Origin of the sequence: Achromobacter sp., from assembly GCF_050285585.1 — a bacterium.
Taxonomy (GTDB): Bacteria; Pseudomonadota; Gammaproteobacteria; order Burkholderiales; family Burkholderiaceae_B; genus Achromobacter.
The window spans coordinates 391,797-415,176 of the sequence record NZ_JBLZXF010000002.1; the positions used below are offsets into that span (position 1 = coordinate 391,797).

At 68.9% G+C, this 23,380-nt stretch carries 14 protein-coding genes; 6 read left to right on the top strand and 8 right to left on the bottom strand.

From position 1 onward, the window contains the following. The first annotated feature begins 21 nt into the window (after positions 1 to 21). Both ACN6PJ_RS04970 and ACN6PJ_RS04975 read left to right on the top strand, forming a co-directional pair. Entirely contained in the window at positions 22 to 144 is a 123-nt protein-coding gene (locus ACN6PJ_RS04970) for a putative transporter small subunit (protein ID WP_427994789.1), read from the top strand. Positions 145 to 247: 103 nt separating this feature from the next. Continuing rightward, positions 248 to 2,725 carry a heavy metal translocating P-type ATPase gene (locus ACN6PJ_RS04975; RefSeq protein ID WP_427994790.1) on the top strand — a complete coding sequence of 826 codons (2,478 nt, stop codon included), beginning with the start codon at positions 248 to 250 and terminating at the stop codon, positions 2,723 to 2,725. 27 nt (positions 2,726 to 2,752) lie between these two features. Here the strand turns inward: ACN6PJ_RS04975 and ACN6PJ_RS04980 are convergent, their stop codons facing one another. Beyond that, on the bottom strand, positions 2,753 to 4,291 hold the full coding sequence (locus ACN6PJ_RS04980; protein ID WP_427994791.1) for an argininosuccinate lyase: 1,539 nt from the start codon (positions 4,289 to 4,291) through the stop codon (positions 2,753 to 2,755). 237 nt (positions 4,292 to 4,528) lie between these two features. On the opposite strand from ACN6PJ_RS04980, the gene ACN6PJ_RS04985 reads away from it, so the two are divergent. Beyond that, on the top strand, positions 4,529 to 5,737 hold the full coding sequence (locus tag ACN6PJ_RS04985) for a benzoate/H(+) symporter BenE family transporter (RefSeq protein ID WP_427994792.1): 1,209 nt from the start codon (positions 4,529 to 4,531) through the stop codon (positions 5,735 to 5,737). 43 nt (positions 5,738 to 5,780) lie between these two features. Then, positions 5,781 to 7,079 carry a serine hydroxymethyltransferase gene (locus ACN6PJ_RS04990; protein WP_427994793.1) on the top strand — a complete coding sequence of 433 codons (1,299 nt, stop codon included), beginning with the start codon at positions 5,781 to 5,783 and terminating at the stop codon, positions 7,077 to 7,079. Here ACN6PJ_RS04990 and ACN6PJ_RS04995 read toward each other — a convergent pair. The 3 genes from ACN6PJ_RS04995 to ACN6PJ_RS05005 all read right to left on the bottom strand — a co-directional run bounded on the left by ACN6PJ_RS04995 (position 7,073) and on the right by ACN6PJ_RS05005 (position 10,513). After that, the gene (locus ACN6PJ_RS04995; protein ID WP_427994794.1) at positions 7,073 to 8,608 is read right to left on the bottom strand and encodes a PLP-dependent aminotransferase family protein; all 1,536 of its coding nucleotides are present in this window, start codon (positions 8,606 to 8,608) and stop codon (positions 7,073 to 7,075) included. The two genes, ACN6PJ_RS04990 and ACN6PJ_RS04995, sit on opposite strands and share 7 nt — an antisense overlap. An 87-nt stretch (positions 8,609 to 8,695) precedes the next feature. Continuing rightward, positions 8,696 to 9,523, bottom strand: a complete 828-nt coding sequence (locus ACN6PJ_RS05000; RefSeq protein ID WP_427994795.1) for a YggS family pyridoxal phosphate-dependent enzyme — start codon at positions 9,521 to 9,523, stop codon at positions 8,696 to 8,698. Between the two features lie 123 nt (positions 9,524 to 9,646). Next, positions 9,647 to 10,513 carry an AraC family transcriptional regulator gene (locus ACN6PJ_RS05005; protein ID WP_427994796.1) on the bottom strand — a complete coding sequence of 289 codons (867 nt, stop codon included), beginning with the start codon at positions 10,511 to 10,513 and terminating at the stop codon, positions 9,647 to 9,649. A gap of 121 nt (positions 10,514 to 10,634) precedes the next feature. Here ACN6PJ_RS05005 and ACN6PJ_RS05010 point away from each other — a divergent pair, with 121 nt between their 5' ends. Beyond that, positions 10,635 to 11,180 carry a carboxymuconolactone decarboxylase family protein gene (locus ACN6PJ_RS05010; protein ID WP_427994797.1) on the top strand — a complete coding sequence of 182 codons (546 nt, stop codon included), beginning with the start codon at positions 10,635 to 10,637 and terminating at the stop codon, positions 11,178 to 11,180. On the opposite strand, the gene ptsJ is transcribed toward ACN6PJ_RS05010, so the two are convergent. Next, positions 11,177 to 12,472, bottom strand: a complete 1,296-nt coding sequence (gene ptsJ, locus ACN6PJ_RS05015; protein WP_427994798.1) for a transcriptional regulator PtsJ — start codon at positions 12,470 to 12,472, stop codon at positions 11,177 to 11,179. The two genes, ACN6PJ_RS05010 and ptsJ, sit on opposite strands and share 4 nt — an antisense overlap. A gap of 98 nt (positions 12,473 to 12,570) precedes the next feature. Further along, positions 12,571 to 13,650 carry a sensor histidine kinase gene (locus tag ACN6PJ_RS05020; RefSeq protein ID WP_427994799.1) on the bottom strand — a complete coding sequence of 360 codons (1,080 nt, stop codon included), beginning with the start codon at positions 13,648 to 13,650 and terminating at the stop codon, positions 12,571 to 12,573. Positions 13,651 to 13,778: 128 nt separating this feature from the next. On the opposite strand from ACN6PJ_RS05020, the gene ACN6PJ_RS05025 reads away from it, so the two are divergent. Then, positions 13,779 to 14,465: a LytR/AlgR family response regulator transcription factor gene (locus tag ACN6PJ_RS05025; RefSeq protein WP_427994800.1), complete on the top strand. Its 687-nt coding sequence runs from the start codon at positions 13,779 to 13,781 to the stop codon at positions 14,463 to 14,465. A 7-nt stretch (positions 14,466 to 14,472) separates the two neighbouring features. Here ACN6PJ_RS05025 and ACN6PJ_RS05030 read toward each other — a convergent pair whose 3' ends face one another. After that, positions 14,473 to 20,691, bottom strand: coding sequence for an autotransporter outer membrane beta-barrel domain-containing protein (locus ACN6PJ_RS05030; RefSeq protein WP_427994801.1), 6,219 nt, complete (start codon positions 20,689 to 20,691; stop codon positions 14,473 to 14,475). Positions 20,692 to 21,013: 322 nt separating this feature from the next. Then, the gene (locus ACN6PJ_RS05035; RefSeq protein ID WP_427994802.1) at positions 21,014 to 23,371 is read right to left on the bottom strand and encodes a mechanosensitive ion channel domain-containing protein; all 2,358 of its coding nucleotides are present in this window, start codon (positions 23,369 to 23,371) and stop codon (positions 21,014 to 21,016) included. Positions 23,372 to 23,380: the final 9 nt, after the last annotated feature.

Here is a 23,380-nt window from a genome sequence, read left to right on the forward strand (position 1 = left end):
CACGCAAACAAGGAGACCGATATGTGGTTGACGTTGTACTTCCTGGTCTGGCCGGCCATTTCCGCCTTCATCCTGACCCTGCTCTGCGTCACGCTGTGGCGCGACATCCGCGCCGCGAAACGCAGCGGCAAGGCCATGATCTGACCCCATGAACGCGGCCGGCCCGCCCGGCCGCTTGACCTTGCCATCATTGGAATCTTTATAGTGGGGCCATCAGTAGGAAATTCCCCGATTTCAAGGAGCGGCAATGAGTTCCACCCCTATAGACAGCATTGCGGTCAGCCTGCCGATCGAAGGCATGACCTGCGCATCCTGCGTCGGTCGCGTCGAGAAGGCGCTGAAAGCCGTGCCGGGCGTCGGCAAGGCCAGCGTCAACCTGGCCACCGAGCGCGCGGACATCACCTTCACCGGGGCGCCGGACGTGGCGGCCGCGGTCCAGGCCGTGCAGAAGGCCGGCTATGCCGTCCCCGAGACCGGGATCGAACTGTCGGTCACGGGCATGACCTGCGCATCCTGCGTGGGCCGGGTCGAGAAGGCCCTGAAGGCGGTTCCGGGCGTTAGCGGCGCGACGGTCAACCTGGCCACCGAACGCGCGCGCGTGACCGCAGCGGGCGGCGTCGCGGCCAGCGCGCTGATCCAGGCTGTCGCCAAGGCGGGCTACGAGGCCCGGGTGCTCTCCGGCGAGTCCAGCGACACCGACGCCGTGGCCGAACGCCAGGCCGCCGAGCTGAAGGCGCTCAAGCGCTCGCTGGCGATCGCGGCGCTTTTCGCGCTGCCCGTGTTCATCATGGAAATGGGCGCCCACATGGTGCCCGCCTTCCATCACCTGATCGCCGACACCATCGGCACGCAGAACAGCTGGTACATCCAGTTCGCGCTGTCCACCATCGTGCTGTTCGGCCCCGGCCTGCGCTTCTTCCAGAAGGGCGTCCCGGCGCTGCTGCGCGGCGCCCCCGACATGAACTCGCTGGTTGCGGTGGGCACTTCCGCCGCCTATGCCTACTCGGTCGTGGCGACCTTCGCCGCGGGCCTGCTTCCGGCCGGCACGGTCAACGTCTATTACGAAGCCGCGGCCGTCATCGTGGCCCTGATCCTGCTCGGCCGCTACCTGGAGGCCCGCGCCAAGGGCAATACCTCCGAGGCCATCAAGCGCCTGCTCGGACTGCAGGCCAAGACGGCCCGCGTCATCCGCCAGGGCGCGGCCACTGAAATCGCCATCGAGGACGTCGTGGCCGGCGACATGATCGAGGTCCGTCCGGGCGAACGCATCCCGGTGGACGGCGAAGTCGTGGAAGGCAGCAGCTTCATCGACGAATCCATGATCAGCGGCGAGCCCGTGCCGGTCGAGAAGACGCCCGGCTCCGAGGTCGTCGGCGGCACCGTCAACCAGAACGGCGCGCTGACGTTCCGCGCAACCAAGGTCGGCAACGACACGGTGCTGGCGCAGATCATCCGCATGGTCGAGCAGGCGCAGGGCTCCAAGCTGCCGATCCAGGCGCTGGTCGACCGCATCACCATGTGGTTCGTGCCCGCGGTCATGGCGGCCGCCATCCTGACCTTCATCATCTGGCTGGCGTTCGGCCCCGAGCCCGCGCTGACCTTCGCGCTGGTCAATGCCGTCGCGGTGCTGATCATCGCCTGCCCGTGCGCAATGGGCCTGGCCACGCCGACCTCCATCATGGTGGGCACGGGCCGCGCCGCGCAGATGGGCGTGCTGTTCCGCAAGGGCGAAGCGCTGCAATCGCTGAAGGACGCCCAGGTCGTGGCCGTGGACAAGACCGGTACGCTGACCAAGGGCCGCCCCGAGCTGACCGACCTGATCGTGGCGCCGGGGTTCGAGCGGGCCGCGGTGCTGGGCAAGGTCGCGACGGTCGAGGCCAAGTCCGAGCACCCGATCGCGCAGGCCATCGTGGAGGCCGCCCGCGAGCAAGGCATCGCCCTGGGCGCGATCGCGGCATTCGAATCCGTCACGGGCTTCGGGGTGAAGGCCATCGTGGACGACGCCCGGGTCGAGATCGGCGCCGACCGCTACATGCGCAAGCTCGGCCTGGACGTGGACGCGTTCAGTTCGGATGCCGCCCGGCTGGGCGACGAAGGCAAGACGCCGCTGTATGCCGCGATCGACGGCCGGCTGGCCGCCATGATCGCCGTGGCCGACCCCATCAAGGAAACCACTGCCGCGGCCATACGCGCCCTGCACGACCTGGGCCTGAAGGTCGCCATGATCACCGGCGACAACCGCCGCACCGGCGAGGCCATCGCGCGCCAGCTCGGCATCGATGAAGTGGTCGCGGAAGTGCTGCCCGACGGCAAGGTCGCGGCCGTGCAGCGGCTGAAGCAGCAATACGGCCCGATCGCATACGTGGGCGACGGCATCAACGACGCGCCGGCGCTGGCCGAGGCCGACGTGGGCATGGCCATCGGCACGGGCACGGACATCGCCATCGAGGCCGCCGACGTCGTGCTGATGTCCGGCGACCTGGGCGGCGTGCCCAACGCCATAGCCCTGTCCAAGGCCACGCTGCGCAACATCAAGCAGAACCTGTTCTGGGCGTTCGCCTACAACGTGGCGCTGATCCCGGTGGCGGCGGGCCTGCTGTACCCGGTCAACGGCAGCCTGCTGTCTCCGGTGTTCGCGGCAGGCGCGATGGCCCTGTCCAGCGTGTTCGTGCTCAGCAACGCGCTTCGGCTGCGCCGCTTCGCGCCGCCCTTCGCGGCCGCCTGAGGCCGGGGCCCGGGGCCCCGGCGCTCCTTACTGGCTTTTTTCCTTCGGCGCGCTGGCCACCAGCGCGTCGAATTGCTTGTCCAGCTCGGCCATCGAGTCGCGGATATGGGCGCGGCGCGCCTTGATCCAGGCGTCCTGCGACGCGAGCTGCGCGCGCGCCTCCTTGATCATGCGGTCCATCTCCGCCGGCTGCGGGCCGCCGCTGGTGGCGCGGTTCTTCACGATGGCCACCGGATCCAGCGTGGAGCGGAACTCCGCCTCGCTCATCGGCAGATCGGCGCCGTACTTCGAATCCTTCATCGCGTCCGCGTAAATGCGCCGCGCCTGTTCGTAGGGGAAGTCCAGCGGCTTGATATTGTTGGCCTTGGCGTAGCTCACGACCTCGGACGCGAAATGGTGCCCGTCGCGAAACGGCAGCTTGTATTTGCGCATCAGCACGTCCGCCAGCTCCTGCGACGCCGTCCAGTCGCTATTCAGCTCCTCCAGCGCGCGGTCGGGGTTGATGACCATGGCCTTCAGCACCCGGTTCCAGCGCTTCAGCGCAGAGATCCCGGCGTCCACCATCGCGGAGTTCTGCTTCACGTCCTTGGGATCGCTCATGCCCGGCGTGATGTTGTGCGTCTGGATGACCGGCCCCATGGCCAGGGTCACGGCGGTGGACGCGTCGCTGCGGGTGTCGTTCAACAGCCCGGGATTGCGCTTTTGCGGCATGGCGCTGGACACGTAGGTATTGCCGCCGCCTTCCTCCAGCAGGATCCACGGACGCGGCTGGGCGTACTGGGTCATCACGTCTTCGACGAAATTCCCCGTGCGCAGCGCGATGCTCGTGACGATGGAGCCCACCTCGACGGGCTGGTCCATCGACGAAATCTGCGAGGCGTCGTAGGCGTTGTCGACCAGCGCCTCGAACCCCAGGTATTGCGCCATGCGCTTACGGTCCAGCGGCCAGCTGGTGCCGTTGAGCACCGTGGTGCCCATCGGCGAACGGTCGATGCGCGCGTAGGCCTCGCGGATGCGCTGGGCGTCGCGCGCCAGGCCGGCTGCCTGCCCCAGCAGGTAGTGCCCATAGCTGTTCGGCTGCGCCGCCACGCCGTTGGTGTAGTTCGGCACGATGGTGCCCGCGTGCTTGGCGGCCAGTTCCACCAGCGTGGTCGACGTGGCATTGAGCTGGTCGGCCAGTTCCAGGAGCTTGTCGCGCAGGATCGCGCTGCGGTAGGTGGCGTGCATGTCCTGGCTGGATCGGCCCGCGTGCAGCAGCGTCACGTCCTCGCCCGCCGCCTTGATCAGCAGCGGCTCGAAGGTAATGACGCTGGACGGGCGCTTGGCGCCGGGCTGATTGCCGTCGGCGATCACCTTGGCCACGCCCGCGGCCAGGCGCGGCGCCATGGACTTGTCCAGCAAGCCCTCGTCCGTGTTGATAACGGCGGTGGCCTTATTGATCTCGCCCAGCCAGAAGAACGGATCGCGCGGCGCCGGCGCCGCGCCCTGCGCCTGCTGGGCCGACGCCGCCTGGGCGCCGAGCGACAGGGCAAGGGCCGCGCCCAGGGTGGGAAGGAGATGTCTCATGGCGTTCTCGTTATGGAATGGGAAAACGCAGTGTATCGGCGCGGCCGCCGGCGGAACATACCGGATTTCACGGAGAGGCCGGGCCAGGGTTAGGGCTGGATCCAGGTCCCGGGTGCCCCAAAAGCGGTCTGGCCGTCCCATCGAATGTGGCATGAACGAACCGGCCGCCCCGGTCCTAGACTCCCCGTTCGCCCCGCTGGTCGTTCAGCCGGGCTTCAGACGAACGCGGAGTTACCCATGAGCGCATCGCCGGCCGGCCTTCGACCCGCCGATTTTTTTTCCCCCACCGTCGCCGCCCTGATCTCGGTACTGGTGAACTACGGGGGCACCTTCGTCCTGGTGTTCCAGGCCGCCGAGCTTGCCCGGCTGTCGCCGGCCCAGACCGCGTCCTGGGTATGGGCGGTATCCATCGGCGTCGGCGTCACGGGCGCGCTGCTGAGCTTGCGCTACAAAGCGCCCATCATCACGGCGTGGTCGACGCCCGGCGTGGCCTTTCTGGCCACCGTGATGCCCTTCACGCCCTACGGCGAAGTCATCGGGGCGTACGTCATCTCGGCGCTGGGTTTCATCGTGCTGGGTCTGTCCGGCGCCTTCGATAAGCTCGTCCGCATGATTCCGGGCGGTATTGCCGCCGGCCTGCTGGCCGGCATCCTGCTGCAATTCGGCGTCAACGCCTTCGGCGGCGCCAGCATGGACCCGGTGCTGGTCATCGTGCTGGTGATCTCCTATGCGCTGCTCAAGCGCTACACCTCGCGTTTCGCCGTGGTCGGAATTCTCGTCGTCGGCGTAGGCCTGCTCATCGCGCAGGGCAGGATCGATTTCTCGGCCATCCACCTGAGCCTGGCCGCGCCCGTGTTCGAAATGCCCCGGTTCTCGCTGCAGGCCCTGCTCGGGGTGGCGCTGCCGCTCTTCGTCATCACGCTGACCGGGCAGTACATGCCGGGCATGCTGGTGCTGCGCAACGACGGCTACCGGATCAGCGCCAACCCCATCCTTGCCGTGACGGGCCTCGGGTCGCTCGTCATGGCGCCGTTCGGCGCGCATGCCTTCAACGTGGCCGCCATCACCGCGGCGATCTGCACGGGCAGGGACGCGCACGAGGACCCCGCCAAGCGTTACGTGGCGGGCCTGGCCTGCGGAATGTTCTACATCCTGGTGGGCACCTTCGGCGTCACGCTGGCGACCTTGTTCATGGTGCTGCCCAAGGCGTTCATCACGACGCTGGCCGGGCTGGCGCTATTGGGCGCCATCGGTGGCAGTCTGGCCAACGCCATGGCCGACGCCCGCACCCGCGAAACTGCGCTCATCACCTTCCTGGCCACTGCCGCCAATGTGACGATGCTGGGCGTGGGCGGCGCGTTCTGGGGCCTGGCGGCCGGCCTGACGGCGCACGTGCTGATCCACGGCGGCCAGCCGCGGCTGGCCGACAACCCCGCCAAGCCCTAGCGCCCTCTTTTCCCCATATCTTCCCGAAACAGGAGCCACCACCGTGACCGAACCTGCCCTCCCCGACGGGCTCGCGCAGCCCGTCGTCAGCCCCTTTCCCCTGCAACAGGCGGATCCCGACATCTGGGCCGCCATCGACGCCGAGCGGCATCGCCAAATGCGCTCGATCGAACTGATCGCCTCCGAGAACTTCGTCAGCCGGGCCGTGCTCGACGTCCAGGGGTCGGTGCTGACCAACAAGTATGCGGAGGGCTACCCGGGCCGCCGCTATTACGGCGGCTGTCTTAACGTGGACGTCGCCGAGCGCATCGCGATCGAACGGGCGCAACGCCTCTTCGGCGCGCGGCACGCCAATGTGCAGCCGCACTCCGGCAGCCAGGCGAACCAGGCGGTCTACCTCGCCCTGCTGGCCCCGGAAGACAAGATCCTCGGCCTGGACCTGAGGGCCGGCGGGCACCTGACCCATGGCGCCAAGGTCAATCTGTCCGGGCGCTGGTTCCAGGCCCTGAGCTATGGCGTCGATCCGCGGACGCAGCGGGTGGACATGGACGAGGTCGAGAGCATCGCGCGCAAGGAGCGGCCCCGGCTCATCGTGGCGGGCGGGTCGGCCTATGCCCGCACGTACGACTTCGCGCGTTTCCGCGCCATTGCGGACGAAGTGGGCGCCATTTTCATGGCCGACATGGCGCATTTCGCCGGGCTGGTCGCCGGCGGCGTGTATCCATCGCCCGTGCCTCACGCCCACGTCACGACCACCACCACGCACAAGACGCTGCGCGGTCCGCGCGGCGGCATGATCCTGACGAACGACGGCGATATCGCCCGGAAGATCGATTCCGCCGTCTTTCCGGGCCTGCAAGGCGGACCGCTGATGCACATCGTGGCGGCGAAGGCCGTGGCCCTGGGCGAAGCGCTGCAGCCCTCGTTCCGAGCCTACGCCCGCGCGGTGGTCGACAATGCGCAGACGCTCTGCCGCCGCCTGGCGGAGGGCGGGTTGTCCATCGTTTCGGGCGGCACGGACTGCCACCTTGGCGTGGTCGATCTGCGGCCTTGGGGGCTGGCGGGCAATGTCGCCGAACAGGCGCTGGAGCGGGTCGGCATCACGCTGAACAAGAATGCCGTCCCCCACGACGAAGCCAATCCGACGGTCACTTCCGGCATCCGCGTCGGCAGCGCCGCCTGCACCTCGCGTGGCATGGGCGCCGATGAATTCCAGGAAATCGGCGACATGATCCTGGCGCTGCTGGGTGGCCTGCGGGCCGGCACGGCGGACCCTCGCGCGGAAAACGCCATCCGCGAAGGCGCGGCTGGACTGGCAAGGCGCTTTCCCCTGCCCTACTGAGACCGCCCCGCCCGGCGGCCCCGGCCCGGCGACGGCCTGCTGCCCAGCGCGTTGGCCAGGCGCAGCATGGCGGCCTCGATCTCGTAGGTCGTCAGCGCCGCGTAGCCCAGCAGCCAGCCTTGCCGCTGCGGCGCGCCGGCGTACAGCCAGCCCAGCCCCGCCAGCTTCACGCCGGCCGCCGCTGCCAGGCGGATGGTTTCCTCTTCCGACCATCCGCGTTCCAGCAGGCAGGGCACCTGCAATCCGCCCGGCGGCCGGATGGCCGTCGCGACGCCTCCGAGATGCCTGCCTATCGACTCGAAAAGCGCCTCCCTGCGCCCGGCGTAGAGCTTGCGCATCGCCCGGACGTGGGCGTTGTAGTGGCCGTCCTCCATGAAGCGCGCCAGCGTCAGCTGCAGGATCTGCGGGGTATGGCCGTCCATGATGCTGCGCGCGCGGGAAAAGGCGCCCATCAGCTCGCGCGGCAGCGCCATGTACCCCATCCGCAGGCCGGGATAGAGCGTCTTGCTGAAGGTGCCGAGATAGATCGTCCGCTGGTGCCGGTCCAGGCCTTGCACGCACGCGGTCGGCAGGCCGTCATAGTGGAATTCGCTGTCGTAGTCGTCCTCGATGATCCACTTCCCGTGCGCGGCCGCCCAGCCCGTCAGATCCAGCCGGCGCGCCAGCGACAGCGTGGCGCCCGTCGGATATTGGTGCGAGGGCGTGACGTAGACGCAGTTCGCGCCGCTGCGGTCCGCCCGCAGCAAGTCCGTGCGGATGCCCTGGGCGTCCACGTCGATGGGCACGATCCGGACCTCCGCCGACTCGAAGGCCTTCCTGGCGCCGAAGTAGCCGGGATTCTCCATCAGGATGGGCTTGCCCGCGTCCACCAGCAGTTGCGCGCACAGGTACAAGGCCTGCCGCGTGCTGCTCAGGACCAGGATCTGTTCCGGCGCAACCTTGGCTCCGCGCTCCAGGTTCAGGTAGGCGGCGATGGCCCTGCGCAACGGCTCGGCGCCTTGGGGGTCGCCATGGAGCAGCACACTGGCGCGGAAGTCCCTCAACACCTGGCGCTGCAGGCGCTCCCAGACGTCGACAGGGAAGTTCCGGGTTTCCGGCAGGCCGGTGGCGAATGCCTTGATCGTTTGCTGGTCGGCGATCCCGCCGCTGTCCAGGATCATCCTGCCGCGCCGGCTAAGGCCCGCGCCCGGCTCCGCGGCGCTGTGTGCCGGATCCGGGCGCGCCCGCCGGCGCGCCGCGCCGCGCAACTGCGCGCCCACCGAATCGGACACGTAGCTGCCCGAGCCTTCGCGGCGCACGATGTAGCCGTCCCGATGCAACTGCACGTAGGCATTCTCGACGGTATCGCGGGCAACGCCCAGCGACTTGGACAGGACCCGGGTCGCGGGCAACTTCACGCCTGGGCCCAGCGCGGCATCGAGTATCAGCGCGCGCAGCGCCCGCTGGATGCGCTGGTTCAGGTCCAAGCGCTGGAAATCCGCGTCGTTCAAGCGGATCTTCAGCGTCTCTAGCTCGAAAGTCTTGGCCATGCGGTCTGCCCAGTAGGATCAAACTAGCCGGTAAGGACCGGCCATTCTATCCATGGGCCCGCGCCGGCGATACCCCCCTTGCGGCCTTCAGGCCGCCGATCCCGCGCTCGGCTCCGCCGGCCAATAAAACGAATCGGGCGTGTTGCGGGCGCCGAAGATCGCCTGCCCGACGCGGACCACGGTAGCCCCTTCCTCGATGGCGATCTCGTAGTCGCCGGACATGCCCATCGACAGCTCGTCCAGGCCGACGCCGTCCGGGGCTGCCTGACGCAGCCGGTCGCGCAGCGCGCGCAGCAGAATGAAGCACTGCCGCACGCGCGCGGCTTCCGCGGAGAACACCGCCAGCGTCATCAGCCCGCGCACGCGCAGCGCCGCAAAGGCGGGCAGTTCCCGCAGGAAGGCCGCCGTTTCGTCCGGATGCAGGCCGTACTTGCTGGCCTCGCCGGAGGTATTGACCTGCACGAATACATCCAGCGATCGCCCTTCGGCCTGCAGCCTGCGGTCGAGCGCCTCGGCCACCCTCAGACTGTCCAGCGCCTGGAACTCCGCGGCGTAGCGCGCCACCAGCTTGGCCTTGTTGGTCTGCAGGTGGCCGATCACCGACCACTTCAAGTCGGCCAGGTCGGCCATGGCTTCCCACTTCCGCGACACTTCCTGCAGTTTGTTTTCGCCGAGGTAGCGGCACCCCGCCTCGTAGGCGAGCCGGATGCGCGCCTCTTCCACGGTCTTGCTGACCGGCAGCAGGCGCACACTCGCGGGATCGCGCCCGGCGCGTTGGCATGCCGCCGCGATGCGCGCATGCACCGTGTCCAGGTTGCGGCGGAAGTCCTCGACCGTTTCGGCCTTCGGCCAGCGGCCGTGCTGGTCATGCTGCGTCTGGGTGTCGCCGCCCAGGTCCTGGATGTCTTCGCTCATGCCTGTACCTCGCGTAGAAGCGGAACGCGGGAGGAACGCGATCCGCGCCCTTCCCTATTTTGTCATAGGTCAAACAATATAATGACCTATCAATATGAACGCAACCCGTGCGAGCGCGCCGCGCTAGTCCCGGGCGGCCAGCCATACGCGCGGGGAGGCTCCCAAACGCTGCCTGAACACCTTGGACAGGGAAGACGCGCTGGCGAAACCCAGCTCCGCCGCGACCTGCTTCACCGGCCTGCCCGAACGCATCATGGATGCCGCAAGACTCAAGCGCCAGTCCGTCAGATAAGCCGCCGGCGTGGCGCCGGTGGCTTGCTTGAACGCCGCCGCGAAGGCGCTGCGCGACATGCCCGCGACCTCCGCCATTTTCTCAAGCGGCCATTCGTCGCAAGGCGAGCGGTGCACCGCCACCAGCGCCCTCGCCAGGCGCGGGTCCGACAGGCCCATGATCAGCCCGCTCGTCACGCCGGCCTCCTCGGGATGATCCACGATCCACCTGAGGAGCTGGATCAGCACGACCTCGAACAGCCGGTCGGCCAGCAGGCGCGAGCCGCAGCGCACGTGATCGGCTTCGGCGAACAGCAGGTCCAGCGCCGGCCGCAGACCATCGACCGCGTCCAGCGGCACGCGGATGAAAGGCGGCAGCGACTGCACCAGAGGGTTGCGTTCGCCGCCGTCGAAGTCGAGCGCCGCGCAGGTGAAGTCGGGGCCGTCCACGGGCGGATTCACGAATTCATGGCGCAAGGCGCGCGGATAGAACAGCAAGGTCGGCTCTTCCAGGCGCAGGCGCGGCACGGCGGTTTCGCCAGGGCGGTGCCGCAGCTCCATCGCGCCGCGGCGCAGCACGTGCAGGAAACCGCGCCCCGGCACCGCCTCGAAAGCCTGGGCGCCGCAGAGCGCGCCCGTATGGAACAGGGTGGCCCGCACGCGGAAGCGATCCAGGAGCGCCGACAGCCGGTCTACCTGGGGAATGGCTGGATCGTTCATGTTTTGGACGAATAGACATTTTTTATGGAAATTAAAGCACTTATCGTCCAGGAATACTACGTACGATTCCAATCAACCACCCGACACGGATGGCCTCTTCCTCATTCCAGGAGTTACCGACATGTCCCGAGTCCCTCTTATCGATGCCGGCACCGCCACCGCCGACCGCCAGGCCTTGCTGGCGCAAATCCACGGCGCCTTCGGCGCCACGCCCAACATGTTCCGGGCCGTCGCCAACTCTCCGGCGGCGCTCCGGAGCATGTGGGGCGCGTTCGGCGCGCTGGGCGCGGGCGTCATACCCGCCAAGCTGGGCGAGCAGATCGCCGTGGCCGTGGCCGACCGCAATGCCTGCGAATACTGCCTTGCGGCCCACACCGCGCTGGGCCGCAAGGCCGGCGCCAGCGCCGAGGAAATGTCCGCCGCCCAGGCCGGCAACGCCGCCGATCCCAAGACCGCCGCTGCCCTGCGTTTCGCGCTGCAACTGGTGGAAGCCCGCGGCCAGGTGAGCGACGCCGACGTGCAGGCCGTGCGCGCCGCGGGATTCAACGACCAGGAGATCGTGGAGATGCTTGCGCACGTGGCGCTGAACCTGTTCACCAACTATGTCAATGTGGCGTTCGCCGTGCCGGTGGATTTCCCGGCGGTGAGGCTGCGGCGCGCCGCCTAGCCCAGGCTGGCCCGGATATCGCGCGCCAGGTCCTGGCACTGGCTGGGCTGGAGACCGGATACGGTGATGCGCAGGCCCCTGACGGGGTCCTGGACGCCGAAGGCGTCGCCATTGCGCACCAGCCAGCCCCGCTGGGCCAGGGCCAGGGCCGCGGCGTGGCCGTCGGTGTCCAGCGGAATCCAGAGATTGAGGCCATCGCCCGGCGCCGCGCAAGGAACGCCGTGCTTGCGCAGCGCCTCCTCCAGCGCCTGCCGGCGCCGGGCGTAGTCCTCTCGGGCTCGCGCGATCTGACTGGCGACCTCGGGCCGGCCCAGCGTGACCTCCACCATGTCCTGCAACAGATGGCTGACCCAGCCCGTGCCGGAGGCGAGCCGCAGCCGCAGCTGCCGGGACGTCGCGGGATCGCTGGCGACCATGGCCACGCGCACGTCCGGCCCCAGCGCCTTGGTCAGCGACCTGACCAGCGCCCAGCGTTGCCCGCCCGCCGGCAGCGCCGAGCGGTAGTCCACGCACGACAACAACGCGAAATGATCGTCCGCGATCACCATGGCGTGGGGATGCTTCGCCAGCACGCGCGCCAGCGCCCGCGCGCGCTTCGCGCTCAGGCTGCAGCCGGTCGGATTGTGCGCGCGCGGCGTCAGGATGACCGCCCGCGCGCCCTTGCCCAGCGCGTCCTCCAGGGCCTGGACCTGCATCCCTTCGGCGTCGACCGGCACGCCGACCGCCTGCAGGCCCGCAATGCGCAGCATATTGATGCTGCTGAGAAAGCAGGGGTGTTCGACCGCCACCTTGTCGCCCGGCACCAGGTGCGAGCCGAGCAGCCGTTCAATGGCGTCCACCGCGCCATGGGTAAGGTTGACCTCGAACGGCGCGGGGCAATCGGGCGCGAACCAGGCCCGCGCATAGGCTTCCAGGCCTGGGTTGACGGTGGGTTCGCCGTAAAGCCGGGGCACGTAGGGCCGGATGGCAAGCGCGGCGGTGAGGTCCGGCAGCCAGGCCCGGCCTGGATTGCCGCTGGCCAGATCCACGAGCGGCGAACCGGCCAGCGCGCCCTCCTGTTCGCCGGGGCTGGACGGTTCGCGGATGAGGGTGCCCAGCCGCCCCTGCGTCACGGCGATGCCCGCGGACGCCAGGCGCTTATAGGCCGCGGCGACGGTGTTGCGGTTGATGTCCAGTTCGGCCGCAAGGTCGCGCACGGGGGGCAGCGCCTGCCCCGGCCGCAGCTGCCCCGATTGCAGCAGCGCGCGCACGCAGTCGAAGATCTCGGCGGCGGTCTTTCCTTGTATTTTCATATCGTCCCAAGACAATGCCGTTCCAGGCGAAGGCAGCCCTGAGGCCTGATCGAGCCAATGCGCGAGTTTGACACGATTGCATGGCCGAAGAAAGCGCGCTACAGGGCGTCCGGGCTACCCTTGAGCCTGATCTCCGCCACGGTCCTCTCGCCCCGCTGCTCCAGCGAGAACGCGTACCTGTCCGCGTAGCGCAGCGCCAGCCGGCGGCAGAGGTTCCCCAGCCCGCCGCCGCCCTTGGCGAGATCGAAGGGCGCCTGCAATTGCCCGGGGTTGTCGACCTCGATGATCAGCTCATCGCCCGCCAGCCGGGTGCGGATCCGGATCTGGAACCTGTCGTGCTGGGACCGCATGCCGTGCTTGATGGCGTTCTCCGCAAGGCCCTGCAACGTCATGCGGGGGATATTGATTTCCAGGGTGGCCGGATCGATCTGGCAACGGCATTCCAGCCGCTTGTCGAAGCGCAAGGCCTGGATGCGGATGTAGGCCTGGGCGGCCTCGATTTCCTCCTCCAGCCTGGACAGCCCGCGCCCGCGCCTGTCCAGCGAATAGCGCAGGTAGCCGGCCAGGCTGCGCGTCATGTCCTCGGCGATGCCGGGCCGCTCGGCGATCTCCGCGACGATGGTATTGAGCGCGTTGAAGAGGAAGTGCGGCTCGATCTGCGACTGCAGGTGTTCGAGCTCCAGCCTCAGGGAACGCGTTTCCGCCCGCATCTTGGATATGCGCTCGGTGCGCGCCGCAAGCTCCGCCGAAACGCCGAAATAGATCAATGTCCAGATGGACAGGATCCCCATGTAGTAGATGAAACCCAGCCGGTATTGATTGCCGGGAACCACCCTGATGGCTTCCGACGCGAACAGGCCGTGAATGGCGTAGGCGATCAGCGCCAGCAGCGCGGACGCGGCCAGGCACAGCAGCACCGCGCAGGCCAGGACCAGCAGAGGCGCGTCGGCCTTGTCCGAACGCCGGCCATGCAGCACCGCGGCCGCGCTGGTCATCGCGAACGCCAGCGGCTCCAGGCCCAGCGTGAGCCAGAACGCTACGACCGCATTGCCGAACACCGCCAGGCGGATGAAGAACCCCACGAACGCCAGGAACATCCATCCCACGATCTGGGCGCGCCAGAACCCGGGCGCGGAATCGCCCTGGCTGAGTTCCTGGCTGACGGATGTGAAGATCATGGACACCCCCTCCCGAAGCCGTATTCCCGCGGCGAACAGGGTTCACCGGACACCGCATATGGCCTTATATTTACCCGCGTGCTGGACCGGAAAACTATACCCGCCTCGTCCGGGCGGCTGGGAGGAAAATGCTGCGCGTGCTGATCGTCGACGATGAAGCCCCCGCGCGGCGCTATCTGCGCCGCCTGCTCGAAGCCGCGGGCGAGGTCCAGGTCGCGGGCGAAGCCTCCACCATCGAGGAGGCGCAGACCCTGCTGCGGCAGCTTCGTCCCGACGCAGTGTTCCTGGATATCGAACTGACGTCCGGCAGCGGATTCGACCTCCTGCATGGCCCCGGCCCCGCGCCGGCGGTAGTGTTCGTCACCGCGCACGACGATTACGCCGCGCGCGCCTTCGACGTCGAAGCGGTCGACTACCTGCTCAAGCCCGTGCGCCCCGACAGGCTGGTCCAGGCGTTGGCGCGGCTGCGCCCCCGCACCGCGGGCTACCTGTCCATGCGGACGAAGGCCGGCACGAAACTCATCAAGGTCCAGGAGCTGACGCTCGCGCAGGCCCAGGGAGACTACGTGCTTCTGTGCGGCGCCGACCGCGCGAACGAGCTGATGCACATCACGCTCAAACGGCTCGCGGCGCAGCTTCCGTGCCCGCCCTTCTGCGCCCTGTCCCGGTCTATCATCATCAATCTCGAACATATCTCCCATCTGTCGCAGCTTTCCGGCTCCCAGACCGAAGTGGCGTTCATCAATGACGTCGCGCCCGTCGTCCTGGGCCGCGTCGCATCGCTGCGCCTGCGGCGGGCCGTGGCGCGGTCCTGAGCGGCGCTCAGAACGGCACCATCACCTTCAGCGTTGCGCTGTTGCTGCGCACGTGCTCGGAGAACTGCCCGTCGTACTGCAGGCGGAAGTCCACGCCGCCCGCGTTCATCACCTGCAGGCCAGCCCCTACCTTGCCGACCACATCGTCGATGGGCAGCGTGGTGCCGAACGATCCGGTGCCCGCCGGGGCGCCGCGCAGGCGCGCGCTCGACGTCCAGTCGTCCTGGGACAAGAAGGAAACGCCCGCGTACAGGAATGGGCGCAGCATCGCCCCGTTCTTCAGTTCCGAGCGGCCGCCGAACTCGATCATGGGCGACACGCCCATGATGAAGCGGTCGCTGCTGTCGACCGACAGGGCCAGCGGATTGGAGCCCGATTCCGTGTATGCGGGCATGCGGCTGTAGCTGAAATCCAGATCCATGTAGGGTTTCACGTACACGTTGCCGTAGGCGAACGTGCGCGCCGCGCGCAGGCGCGCATTGAAACCGTAGACGTCCGGCCGGCTGGTGAGCGTGTCCTGGTAGCCCGCGATGTCGATGTCTCGGTCCATGCGGTAACCGCCGTAGCCGCCGCCAAGCCCGGCGGAAAACACCCACGGCCCCTCCTCCCGCTTGAGCACCACGCCAGCGTAGCCGCTGTCGCCGCTGCCCCGCACGCTGCCGTCGCTGGCGCGCACGTGGCTGTTCTCGTAGGCCACGGAGCCGCCCAGGAACCAGCCGGGGCTGACCTCGCGCTGGCCGCCGAACTGGTACGTGACGGTGTCGTAGTCGAAACCCGCCGTGCCCCGGCTGCCATCCTGGTTCGTGGCGCGGCCGGTGACCTGGCCCCAGAAGCAGTTCTGCTCTCCGGTCAGCGCATCCACGCCGGTGAAGGTCGGGCACGACATCATCGCCCCGGTGAACTGGCCCAGGTTCGCCGCGGATTGCACGGCCGGCGCGATGGTCACGCCCGGAGACAGGTTGGCGACGCTGCCTCCGTACGCGTCGGCGCCCTGGCGCGACGCCAGGTCCAGCTGCGCGAAGAGCGGCGCAAGCGCCGAGTTTCCGCCCGCGTCCCAGATGCGCTGCAGATGGCCGGCGACCTCGCTCTGGTTCCCCTTCAAATCCATCGAAGGCGCATTGAAATTGGCAGACGCGACGCGAATGCGGGTGTCCGGCCCGACCTGGCGCGCCTCATAGTCATAGACCGGGCTGTCCACCGCGGTGAGCGCCCCCTGCGAGTTCCCCCGCACCGTCAGGACCGAAAGCTCGCGATTGGGCAGCAGCGCCTGCGGCAGCACGTCGATGCCTCCCGCCAGGCTGGCATCGCCCTCCACGACCATGCGCGAGGACCGCCATTGATCGAAGTCCACGTCCGCGCGCAGCACGCCGCTGCCGGACTGGGTCAGGCTGCCGCTGACCGTAAGCGTCTGGAACTGGCCGGGCTTCCCGATCACGATCAGCCCGTCGTTGTGAACGTCGGCATTGTAGGTAACGGCATCGGTCGCCACGGCGCCGGCCTGGTTGTTCAGAATGCAGGCGTTGTCGCCGTCGGCATTGCTGCACAGCGTGCTTCCGGCCAGCCTGCCAAAGTTGTTGATGGTCAGCTTGGACCCCGAGGAGGCGCCGTACCCGTTGTAGCGCACGGCCACGTCCGACAGGGCGCCCAGCGAGGCGCCGGCATTTACCGTCAATTGGTTTTCCTTGCCCGCGGCGATCCACACGCCGCTGCCCGATCCCGAACCGCCCTGCACATCTCCGTTGACGGTGACCGTAACCCGATCTACCCAGGCCGCGCCGTCGCTTTGCGCGAAGATGCCCGCCGATCCCGCGCCGGTCGCGTTCAAGGCGCCCCATTGCTCGACGGAGACGGTGCTCGCGGTGCCGTTCTGCCCGGACGCCCCGGCGAATCCGCCCTGCGGGCCGCCGGCAAGCCCCCCGCCGCCGCCGACGGATTGCGCGACGATGCCGTGCGCATTGGCGCCGGTGGTGGTCAGGGAGCCATTGAAGGAAACGTTGACGGTGTTGCCGCCGCCGCCATCGGAGTTGACCGACACCGACTGCCTGTTGAAACCCTGCGGATTGAACTGGATGGCTTGCGATACGTCGCCGATGATGCCCCCGCCCCCGCCGATGGACTGGGCGACGATGCCGTGAGCGCCGGCCCCTCGCGTCGTCACGGTGCCGCTCAGATCGAGGTTCACGCCGCTGGCATTGGCCCCATAGGTGCTATTGCGCTGGCTGCCCAGTTGGAGCGACCCCACGCCGTCCGCCCAGCCAGAGGTCGCGATGCCGCCGCCCGCGCCAATGGACTGCGCGATGACGCCCATCGCCCTGTCGCCGTAGGTGTTCAGGTTCAGGCCCGCTGAAATCGTGACGGGGCTGCCATAGCCGCCTCCGTCGCTATTGCCCGCGACCATCCCGAACTGCAGGCTGCCGGGCGTTGCCGCGGAACCGGCGCTGCCCGCCATGGCGATCCCGCCGCCGCCCCCGATCGATTGCGCGACCAGGCCATAGGCGCTGTCGCCCTTGGTTTCGATATTGGCCCAGCTGCCCGGAGTAATGGTGATGCTTTCTCCGTACTCGTTCGTGCCGCCCAGCAGCAACTGGCCGCTCGCCCGCGGGGATCCGGATCCCGCCATGCCGCCGCCCCCGCCGATGGACTGCAGCACGATGCCCGCCGCGCCGTAGCCGGCGGTGTTGAAAGCATTGCCGCCGTCGTCATTGAGCGCGGCCGTGATGGCGCCTCCCGAACCGCCGTTGCCGCCGCGGCCGCCGACTGCCAGCGTCACATTGGACATGGAAAGGCTGGACGACACCGTGGAGGCGCCGCCCGCGCCGCCGCCCCCGCCAATGGATTGCACCACCGCCGCGTCCGCGTAGTCGCCATAGGTCTGGGTGTATGCGCCCAGGACAGCGGGCGCGCTGCTGCTGCCTATGGCGCCGCCATTACCGCCCGCCCCGCCCGTCCCGCCCACGTAGACGTGGAATTGATAGGTGGTGCCGGAATCGTTCACCGACGGCAGCGGATTGGCCGTGGCGCTGTTGCCGCCCACCGCGCCGCCCAGGCCGCCGGAGCCGCCGATGCTCTGCACCAGCAGACCGTCCGCGTCGGCGCCATAGGTGGTGATCTTGCCGTCGCTTTTCAGGTCGATCGCGCCGCCATTGCCGCCTCCGCCGCCGCCGCGGCCGACTTCCACGGAACCGTTGAAGTCCGTGGTGCTGTCCTCTTGGGTCGCCTGGACTTCCAGGCCCACCTGGCCGCCCTGCGATGCGCCGCCCCCGCCGCCGATGGATTGCACCAGCACGGCGCGCGCGCCATCGCCACTCGTGGTCACGGAGCTGGCCGAATCGATGGTCAGGCTCGCAAGGCCGCCGTCGCCGCCCGAGTTGCCCGTGCCGCCCAGCGCCATCGAGATCGATACATTGGCATCGGTATTGGCGCTGCGGCCCGTGGCCGATCCGACGCCTCCGGCTCCGCCGCCGCCGCCCACGCTCTGCACCAGGATCCCGTTGGCGGAGTCGCCCGCGGTGGTGATGTTGCTGCCGATCATGGCCAGCGTCGCGCTGCCCCCCGTGTTGCCGCTGCCCCCGCTGCCGCCCAGAGACGCCTGCAGCGACCCGCCGATGGAGTCGCCCGTGCCGATGACCGTCGACGTGGCGGACGCGCTGCCGCCCATGCCGCCGCCGCCACCGATGGCCTGCACGATCACGCCCTGCGCGTTCGCGCCCTGCGTCGAGACCCCGGCATTGGTCAGCGTTGCCGTCGCCGAGTTTCCGGCGCCGCCCGAGCCTCCCGTGCCGCCCATGGCGAAACTGACCGCCACGCCGAACGAGACGTCCTCCGCGGGCACCGCGATGGTCATGGCCTGGGCCACCGACGCGCCGCCGGCGCCGCCGCCTCCGCCGATCGATTGCGCGATCACGCCATGCGCGTCGCTTCCGATGGTCTTCACGCTGGCGTTGCTCACGTTGGCCTGCGCCACCCCGCCGGCGCCCCCAGCGCCGCCCGTGCCGCCCACCGCCACCGCCATGGAGAACCCCACGCTGTCATCGTAGGCCGAGGCCGCTCCGCCCGTCCCGCCGCCACCGCCGATCGCCTGCGACACAATGCCATAGGAATGATCGCCGCCGGTGGAGACCGCATATCCGTTCAGATTGGCCGTCGAATTGCCGCCCGCTCCCCCGCCTCCGGCCGTGCCGCCGATCACCGCCACGCCATTGGCCCCGCCCCCGTCCCCTCCCCCGCCGCCAATGGATTGGGCCAGTATGCCCATGGCCGCGGAACCCGAGGTGCCCAGGCTGCCGTCCTGATTGACGGTCACCGTGCCGCCGGCGACCGCGCTTCCGCCCGCGCCGCCCACCGCGATGATGCCGCTGCTGGGCCCCGCCGTGCCGCCGCCTCCGCCAATGGCTTGCGCCGCGATGCCGTGCGCCGAATCGCCGAACGTCGAAATGGCGGTGCGGCTGTCGATATAGACGGCGCCGCTGGCGCCGCCGCTGCCGGCATTGGCCCCGGCATCGCCGAACAGTTCGAAATTGCCGGTGGTGGTGCCACCGATGCCGCCCATCGACTGGCCCAGGATGCCGATCGCATTGGATCCCTGCGTCTTGATCGTGCCGCCGGCCGTATTCGTCGAGGCATCTCCGGTCGTCACCGTGACCGTCCCGCCCGCGCCGCCGACGCCTGCGTTCTCCGGCGTGAAATCGACAAGGCCGCTGCTGGTCAGCACGCCCCCGCCTCCGCCGCCGTAGCTGCGCGCGGCAATGCCATGGGATTGCGCCCCATAGGTCTCGATGGCGGCGCTGCCGCTCATGCCGATCTGAACGGGGCCGCCCTTGCCGCCGTCGGCGCCATTGCTGTCTTCGCGTCCCGCCCCGCCGTTGCCGCCCTGGCTGACCACGCTGACCCCGGGCAGATAATCGCCCGAGGTCGTGATCGACGACCCGTTATTCAGCGTGACGCTCGCCACGTAATTGGATGTGCCGCCCACGCCGGCGATCTCGCCGGTGGTATTGGTGATGGTCTGGGGGCCGTCGCCGCCGTCGCCGCCCAGCCCCACCACCACGATGCCGCCGGACAGGCCGGCCAGCGTGGTCGGCGCCGGCACCGAGTAGCTGGTGACCGAGATCTGGCCGTTATTGACGGCCGCGACCGTGCCGAACCCGCCCCCCGCGCCGCCGTTGTCGCTGCCGTCGCTGGATGTGAATCCGGCATTGCCCTGGCTGGTGGCATACAGCCCGCGCACCCCGTTGGTCAGGAGATTGCTGGTAGCGCCCCCCGGGACTTCGACCTGCACGTCCACCTTCCCGTTGTTCGTGACGATGGTGGCGCCGGCCGGGTTCCCCCCGCCGCCCGTGCCGCCCCAGCCGTTGGCCACGCCGCCGGCGCCGCCGATGGACTCCGCGCCGATGCCCCAGGCATAGCGGCCCGCCTTGTCGGACGATACCGAGACCGAGCCGCTATTGGTGATGTTGACGATGTCGCTGTTCCCGCCGTTGCCGCCCACCTGGTCGCTCGTCGCGGCGCTCATCTGGTCGGCGCCCAAGCCGCCGATGCTGGCCCCGTAGATGCCCGCCCCGCCGTAGGGCAGGCTCATCAACGTGACGCTCCCGTTATTGCCGATGGTGACCGGCGAACCGTTGCCGCCGCTGCCGCCGCTGCCGCCGCCGACGTCGTCCGGCGGCGTGCCTCCCGTGCCGCCCACCGAGGCGCCGTAAATGCCGAATTGGGCGCTGCTGTCGTCCCAAATGCCCGGCGCGGTGCCTTGCGCTGCCTCCGTGGGCGTTCCATTCGCGTCGATCGATTGGTTGTTGGTGATGGTGATCGTGCCGCCCCAGCCACCGAACGTGCCGCCGCCGTCGCCGTCGGGCGAACCGGTGCCGCCTTTCAGGCGCACGAGCAGCACCGCCTGCTGCGGACTGGGGCCCAGGTAGCCATTGTTGACCACGATGTAATTGCCGCCATAGCCGCCGCCGTTGGTGCCGGTGCCCGTGGCGCCGGTGTAATCGACGGTCAGGTTGCCGCTTGCGCTGGCATCCGCGGTGCAGGTGGTGGCCGAGGAAGTCGAGGAATTGGGCGGCGGGCAAGAGACGTCCGCCATTGCCGGCTGGGCCAGGATCAGCCCCACCGCCGTAACCGACATGGAGGAAAGCAGGCTGAAATGCGGCCGCGCCGGCCTGGGGTCCCGTCCGAATGCCGTCGCTACATTCCGGCGCGTCGCCAGGCTGGCCGTCAGCTTCTTCATCGCTAATCCTTTGCGGACAACTCCGGCCATCGCCATCAGCCGGAAGCTGTTTCGGTTCCAATCGAAGAGGTTTCGATTTTTATCACCGCCTCAAAAGACAACGCAGCGTTTTTCGACGAAACGTGTATTCGGCTCGACAAAACGGCGTGCCACCGCCTGCCGAACGGCATCCAAGCCTGCGCTTGAGAGGAATTGTTTCATTTGAACGGCGGGCAGACGTAAGCGGATGCGCCGTCACGCAAGGCCGACGCAGTCGTCTCCCGCCCGTCCCACAGCGCGGGGGCCGCCAAATCCGCCGTCCCCGCGCCTGCCCCGCGTATCGCTACGCGCGCGGCGCGTCGGACTCCTCGCGCGCCTCCAGCTCGTTGCCCAGCACCTCCGCCGAATCCCCGCTGGGCGCTTGCGGCTCCAGGCGGCGGCGCGTGTGCCCGGCCGCGCGGGCATCTTCGCCCTCGTCGGGACGTTCCGCCTGCAACGTCACGTTGGCCGCCGGCGCGAACCCGCGCTTGTCCTGGCCGAAGTACACCACCGTGTGCGGATACGGCAGCTCGATGCCCGCGGCGTCGAAATGCTTCTTCAACAGCCGGTTGTAGCCGCGCTGCACGGCCCACTGCATGCCGGGCGTGGTCTTGATCAGGATCCGGATGGTCACGCCCTTCTCGTTGACCGCCGTGACGCCAGCCACCGTCATCTCTTCCAGGATCTCGGGCCCCAGCACCGTATCGGTCATCAGTTCGGCGAAAGCCGCGCGCAGGTGCACGATCGCATCGTCCACGCTTTCGCGGTGGGCGATGGTGTATTCGCCCAGGTGGTACGAGAAGTCGCGCATGTGGTTGGCCACCACGTCCACCGAGGAGAACGGCACCAGATGGTAGCCGCCGTCCAGCGTGCGGATGCCCACGGAGCGTATCGTCATCTTCTCGACCGTGCCGAACACGCCCGCCACCTGCACCACGTCGTTCTCGTTCATGCCGTTCTCCAGCTGGATGAACACGCCGGTGATGATGTCCTGCACCAGCTTCTGCGCGCCGAAGCCGATGGCCAGGCCCACCACCCCGGCGCCGGCGATCAGCGGACCGACGTCGATGCCGATCTGCGACAGCAGCACCATCAGCGTCATCGTGACGATGACGATCAGCGCGGCGTTGCGAAACAGCGCCAGCAGGGTGCGCTCGCGCGCGCTGGGCAGGCCGCGCCCTTCGCTCTGGCTCAGGCGGTGCTCGATCACGCTGGCGATCACGGTCCATGCCAGCGCCGCGATCAGCAGCACGATAGCGATGTTCAGCACCATCTTGATGGCCGCGCCCCCGGCCTCCGACGCCAGCCAGCTCGACAGGTCGAAGGCGTGCCAGGCGTCGAGGACCAGCAGCACCAGGACGATGCGGATGATCAGGCCGGTCAGCTTCAGCATGGCCGGCACGTAGGCGTTGACCCGCGCCTCCAGCAGCGGCAGGCGCTGCCGCAGGTCATCCGGCAATCTGATCGGCTTGGCCAGCACGGCGTTCAGCAGCAGGATCAGCAGGCTGCCCACGCCGATGACCAGAAGGGTCTGCGCGGTGGCGCGGGCCATGAAGGGCAGCGCGTTGGTCGGATCTATCTGGCTGACGACCAGCAGAATCGTGAAATAGCCGATGCCCAGCACGTGCCACACGCGCGACAGCACGTGCAGGCGCGATCCCATGAACGTGGTGGCGCTGGCCGCGCGGCGGTCCAGGCGTTCGCGCACCGTCTGGCGGTTCCGCCAGATGACGCGCACGGCGTATGCGTAGACCGCCAGCATGATGATCAGGTTGGCCAGCCTGCCCAGGGCGGGCGACAGCGAAGCCGACACCACGGGATCGACCAGGAGCGTGCCGTAGCCGGCCGCCACGACGATGCGCAGCAGCCATGCGTTCCAGTATTTGGCATGCTCGTCGGACATGGGCAGCAGGCGCAGGTGCGGATGCTTCACGGCGAATACCGTGCGGACCGCCACCTTGACGATCTCCACCGACACGAAAGCCTTCAGGAACACGGCTGCCAGCGTATCCAGCACCCCGCGCCCCGGCGTGCCCCAAAGAGCGGCGGCTCCCCCCGCCATGGCGGCAAGCACCACCACGCCCACGTCGATGCCCAGCGCCCCCACGATGGCGCCCGCGCGCCGGTACAGCACGCGCATGGAGGCCGGCGCGCCGCGTTTCGGCGGCGCCTCGGGCGCCCGCCCCTGCTGGGCCACCCAACGGTCGATGCGCGTGTAGACGTACATGGCGATCATCCGCAGCAGGATGAAGGCAATGATGGTGACCGCGGCGGCCAGCGCCAGCGGCAGCAGGGCATTGCCCGCGGTGCCGCGGTCCATGCGCAGGCTGCGTCCCGAGGCCAATGCGCGCATGTCCTCCACGCCCTGCCCCATGTCCGTGGCCAGGCCGGTCAGGAAGCGCTGCACGTCGTCGGCCATGCGTTCCCGCAGTCCGGGCTCCGCCGGCTGCGCGGGACGTGCGGCCGCGGCCGCCGGGCGGGACGCGGCCGGCTTCGCCCCGGACGCCTGCGCCCGCAACTGGTCCACCAGCGCCTTGCGCGCCTCGGGGTTCTCCAGCAGGTCGGCCAGCGCGGCCGGCGTCAGGCCGGAGGCTGGCGCGGCCGACTCTTGCGGCAGCAACGGCACCGCAGCCACGGCCTTGGCCTGCCAGGCGAACGACATGCAACACAG

What these genes read in the sequence shown, in the direction of transcription:
- ACN6PJ_RS04970 (WP_427994789.1), top strand. Translation starts at nt 22, where the DNA reads ATGTGGTTGACGTTGTACTTCCTGGTCTGGCCGGCCATTTCCGCCTTC.
- ACN6PJ_RS04975 (WP_427994790.1), top strand. Translation starts at nt 248, where the DNA reads ATGAGTTCCACCCCTATAGACAGCATTGCGGTCAGCCTGCCGATCGAA.
- ACN6PJ_RS04980 (WP_427994791.1), bottom strand. Translation starts at nt 4,291, where the DNA reads ATGAGACATCTCCTTCCCACCCTGGGCGCGGCCCTTGCCCTGTCGCTC.
- ACN6PJ_RS04985 (WP_427994792.1), top strand. Translation starts at nt 4,529, where the DNA reads ATGAGCGCATCGCCGGCCGGCCTTCGACCCGCCGATTTTTTTTCCCCC.
- ACN6PJ_RS04995 (WP_427994794.1), bottom strand. Translation starts at nt 8,608, where the DNA reads ATGGCCAAGACTTTCGAGCTAGAGACGCTGAAGATCCGCTTGAACGAC.
- ACN6PJ_RS05000 (WP_427994795.1), bottom strand. Translation starts at nt 9,523, where the DNA reads ATGAGCGAAGACATCCAGGACCTGGGCGGCGACACCCAGACGCAGCAT.
- ACN6PJ_RS05005 (WP_427994796.1), bottom strand. Translation starts at nt 10,513, where the DNA reads ATGAACGATCCAGCCATTCCCCAGGTAGACCGGCTGTCGGCGCTCCTG.
- ACN6PJ_RS05010 (WP_427994797.1), top strand. Translation starts at nt 10,635, where the DNA reads ATGTCCCGAGTCCCTCTTATCGATGCCGGCACCGCCACCGCCGACCGC.
- ptsJ (WP_427994798.1), bottom strand. Translation starts at nt 12,472, where the DNA reads ATGAAAATACAAGGAAAGACCGCCGCCGAGATCTTCGACTGCGTGCGC.
- ACN6PJ_RS05020 (WP_427994799.1), bottom strand. Translation starts at nt 13,650, where the DNA reads ATGATCTTCACATCCGTCAGCCAGGAACTCAGCCAGGGCGATTCCGCG.
- ACN6PJ_RS05025 (WP_427994800.1), top strand. Translation starts at nt 13,779, where the DNA reads ATGCTGCGCGTGCTGATCGTCGACGATGAAGCCCCCGCGCGGCGCTAT.
- ACN6PJ_RS05030 (WP_427994801.1), bottom strand. Translation starts at nt 20,691, where the DNA reads ATGAAGAAGCTGACGGCCAGCCTGGCGACGCGCCGGAATGTAGCGACG.
- ACN6PJ_RS05035 (WP_427994802.1), bottom strand. Translation starts at nt 23,371, where the DNA reads ATGTCGTTCGCCTGGCAGGCCAAGGCCGTGGCTGCGGTGCCGTTGCTG.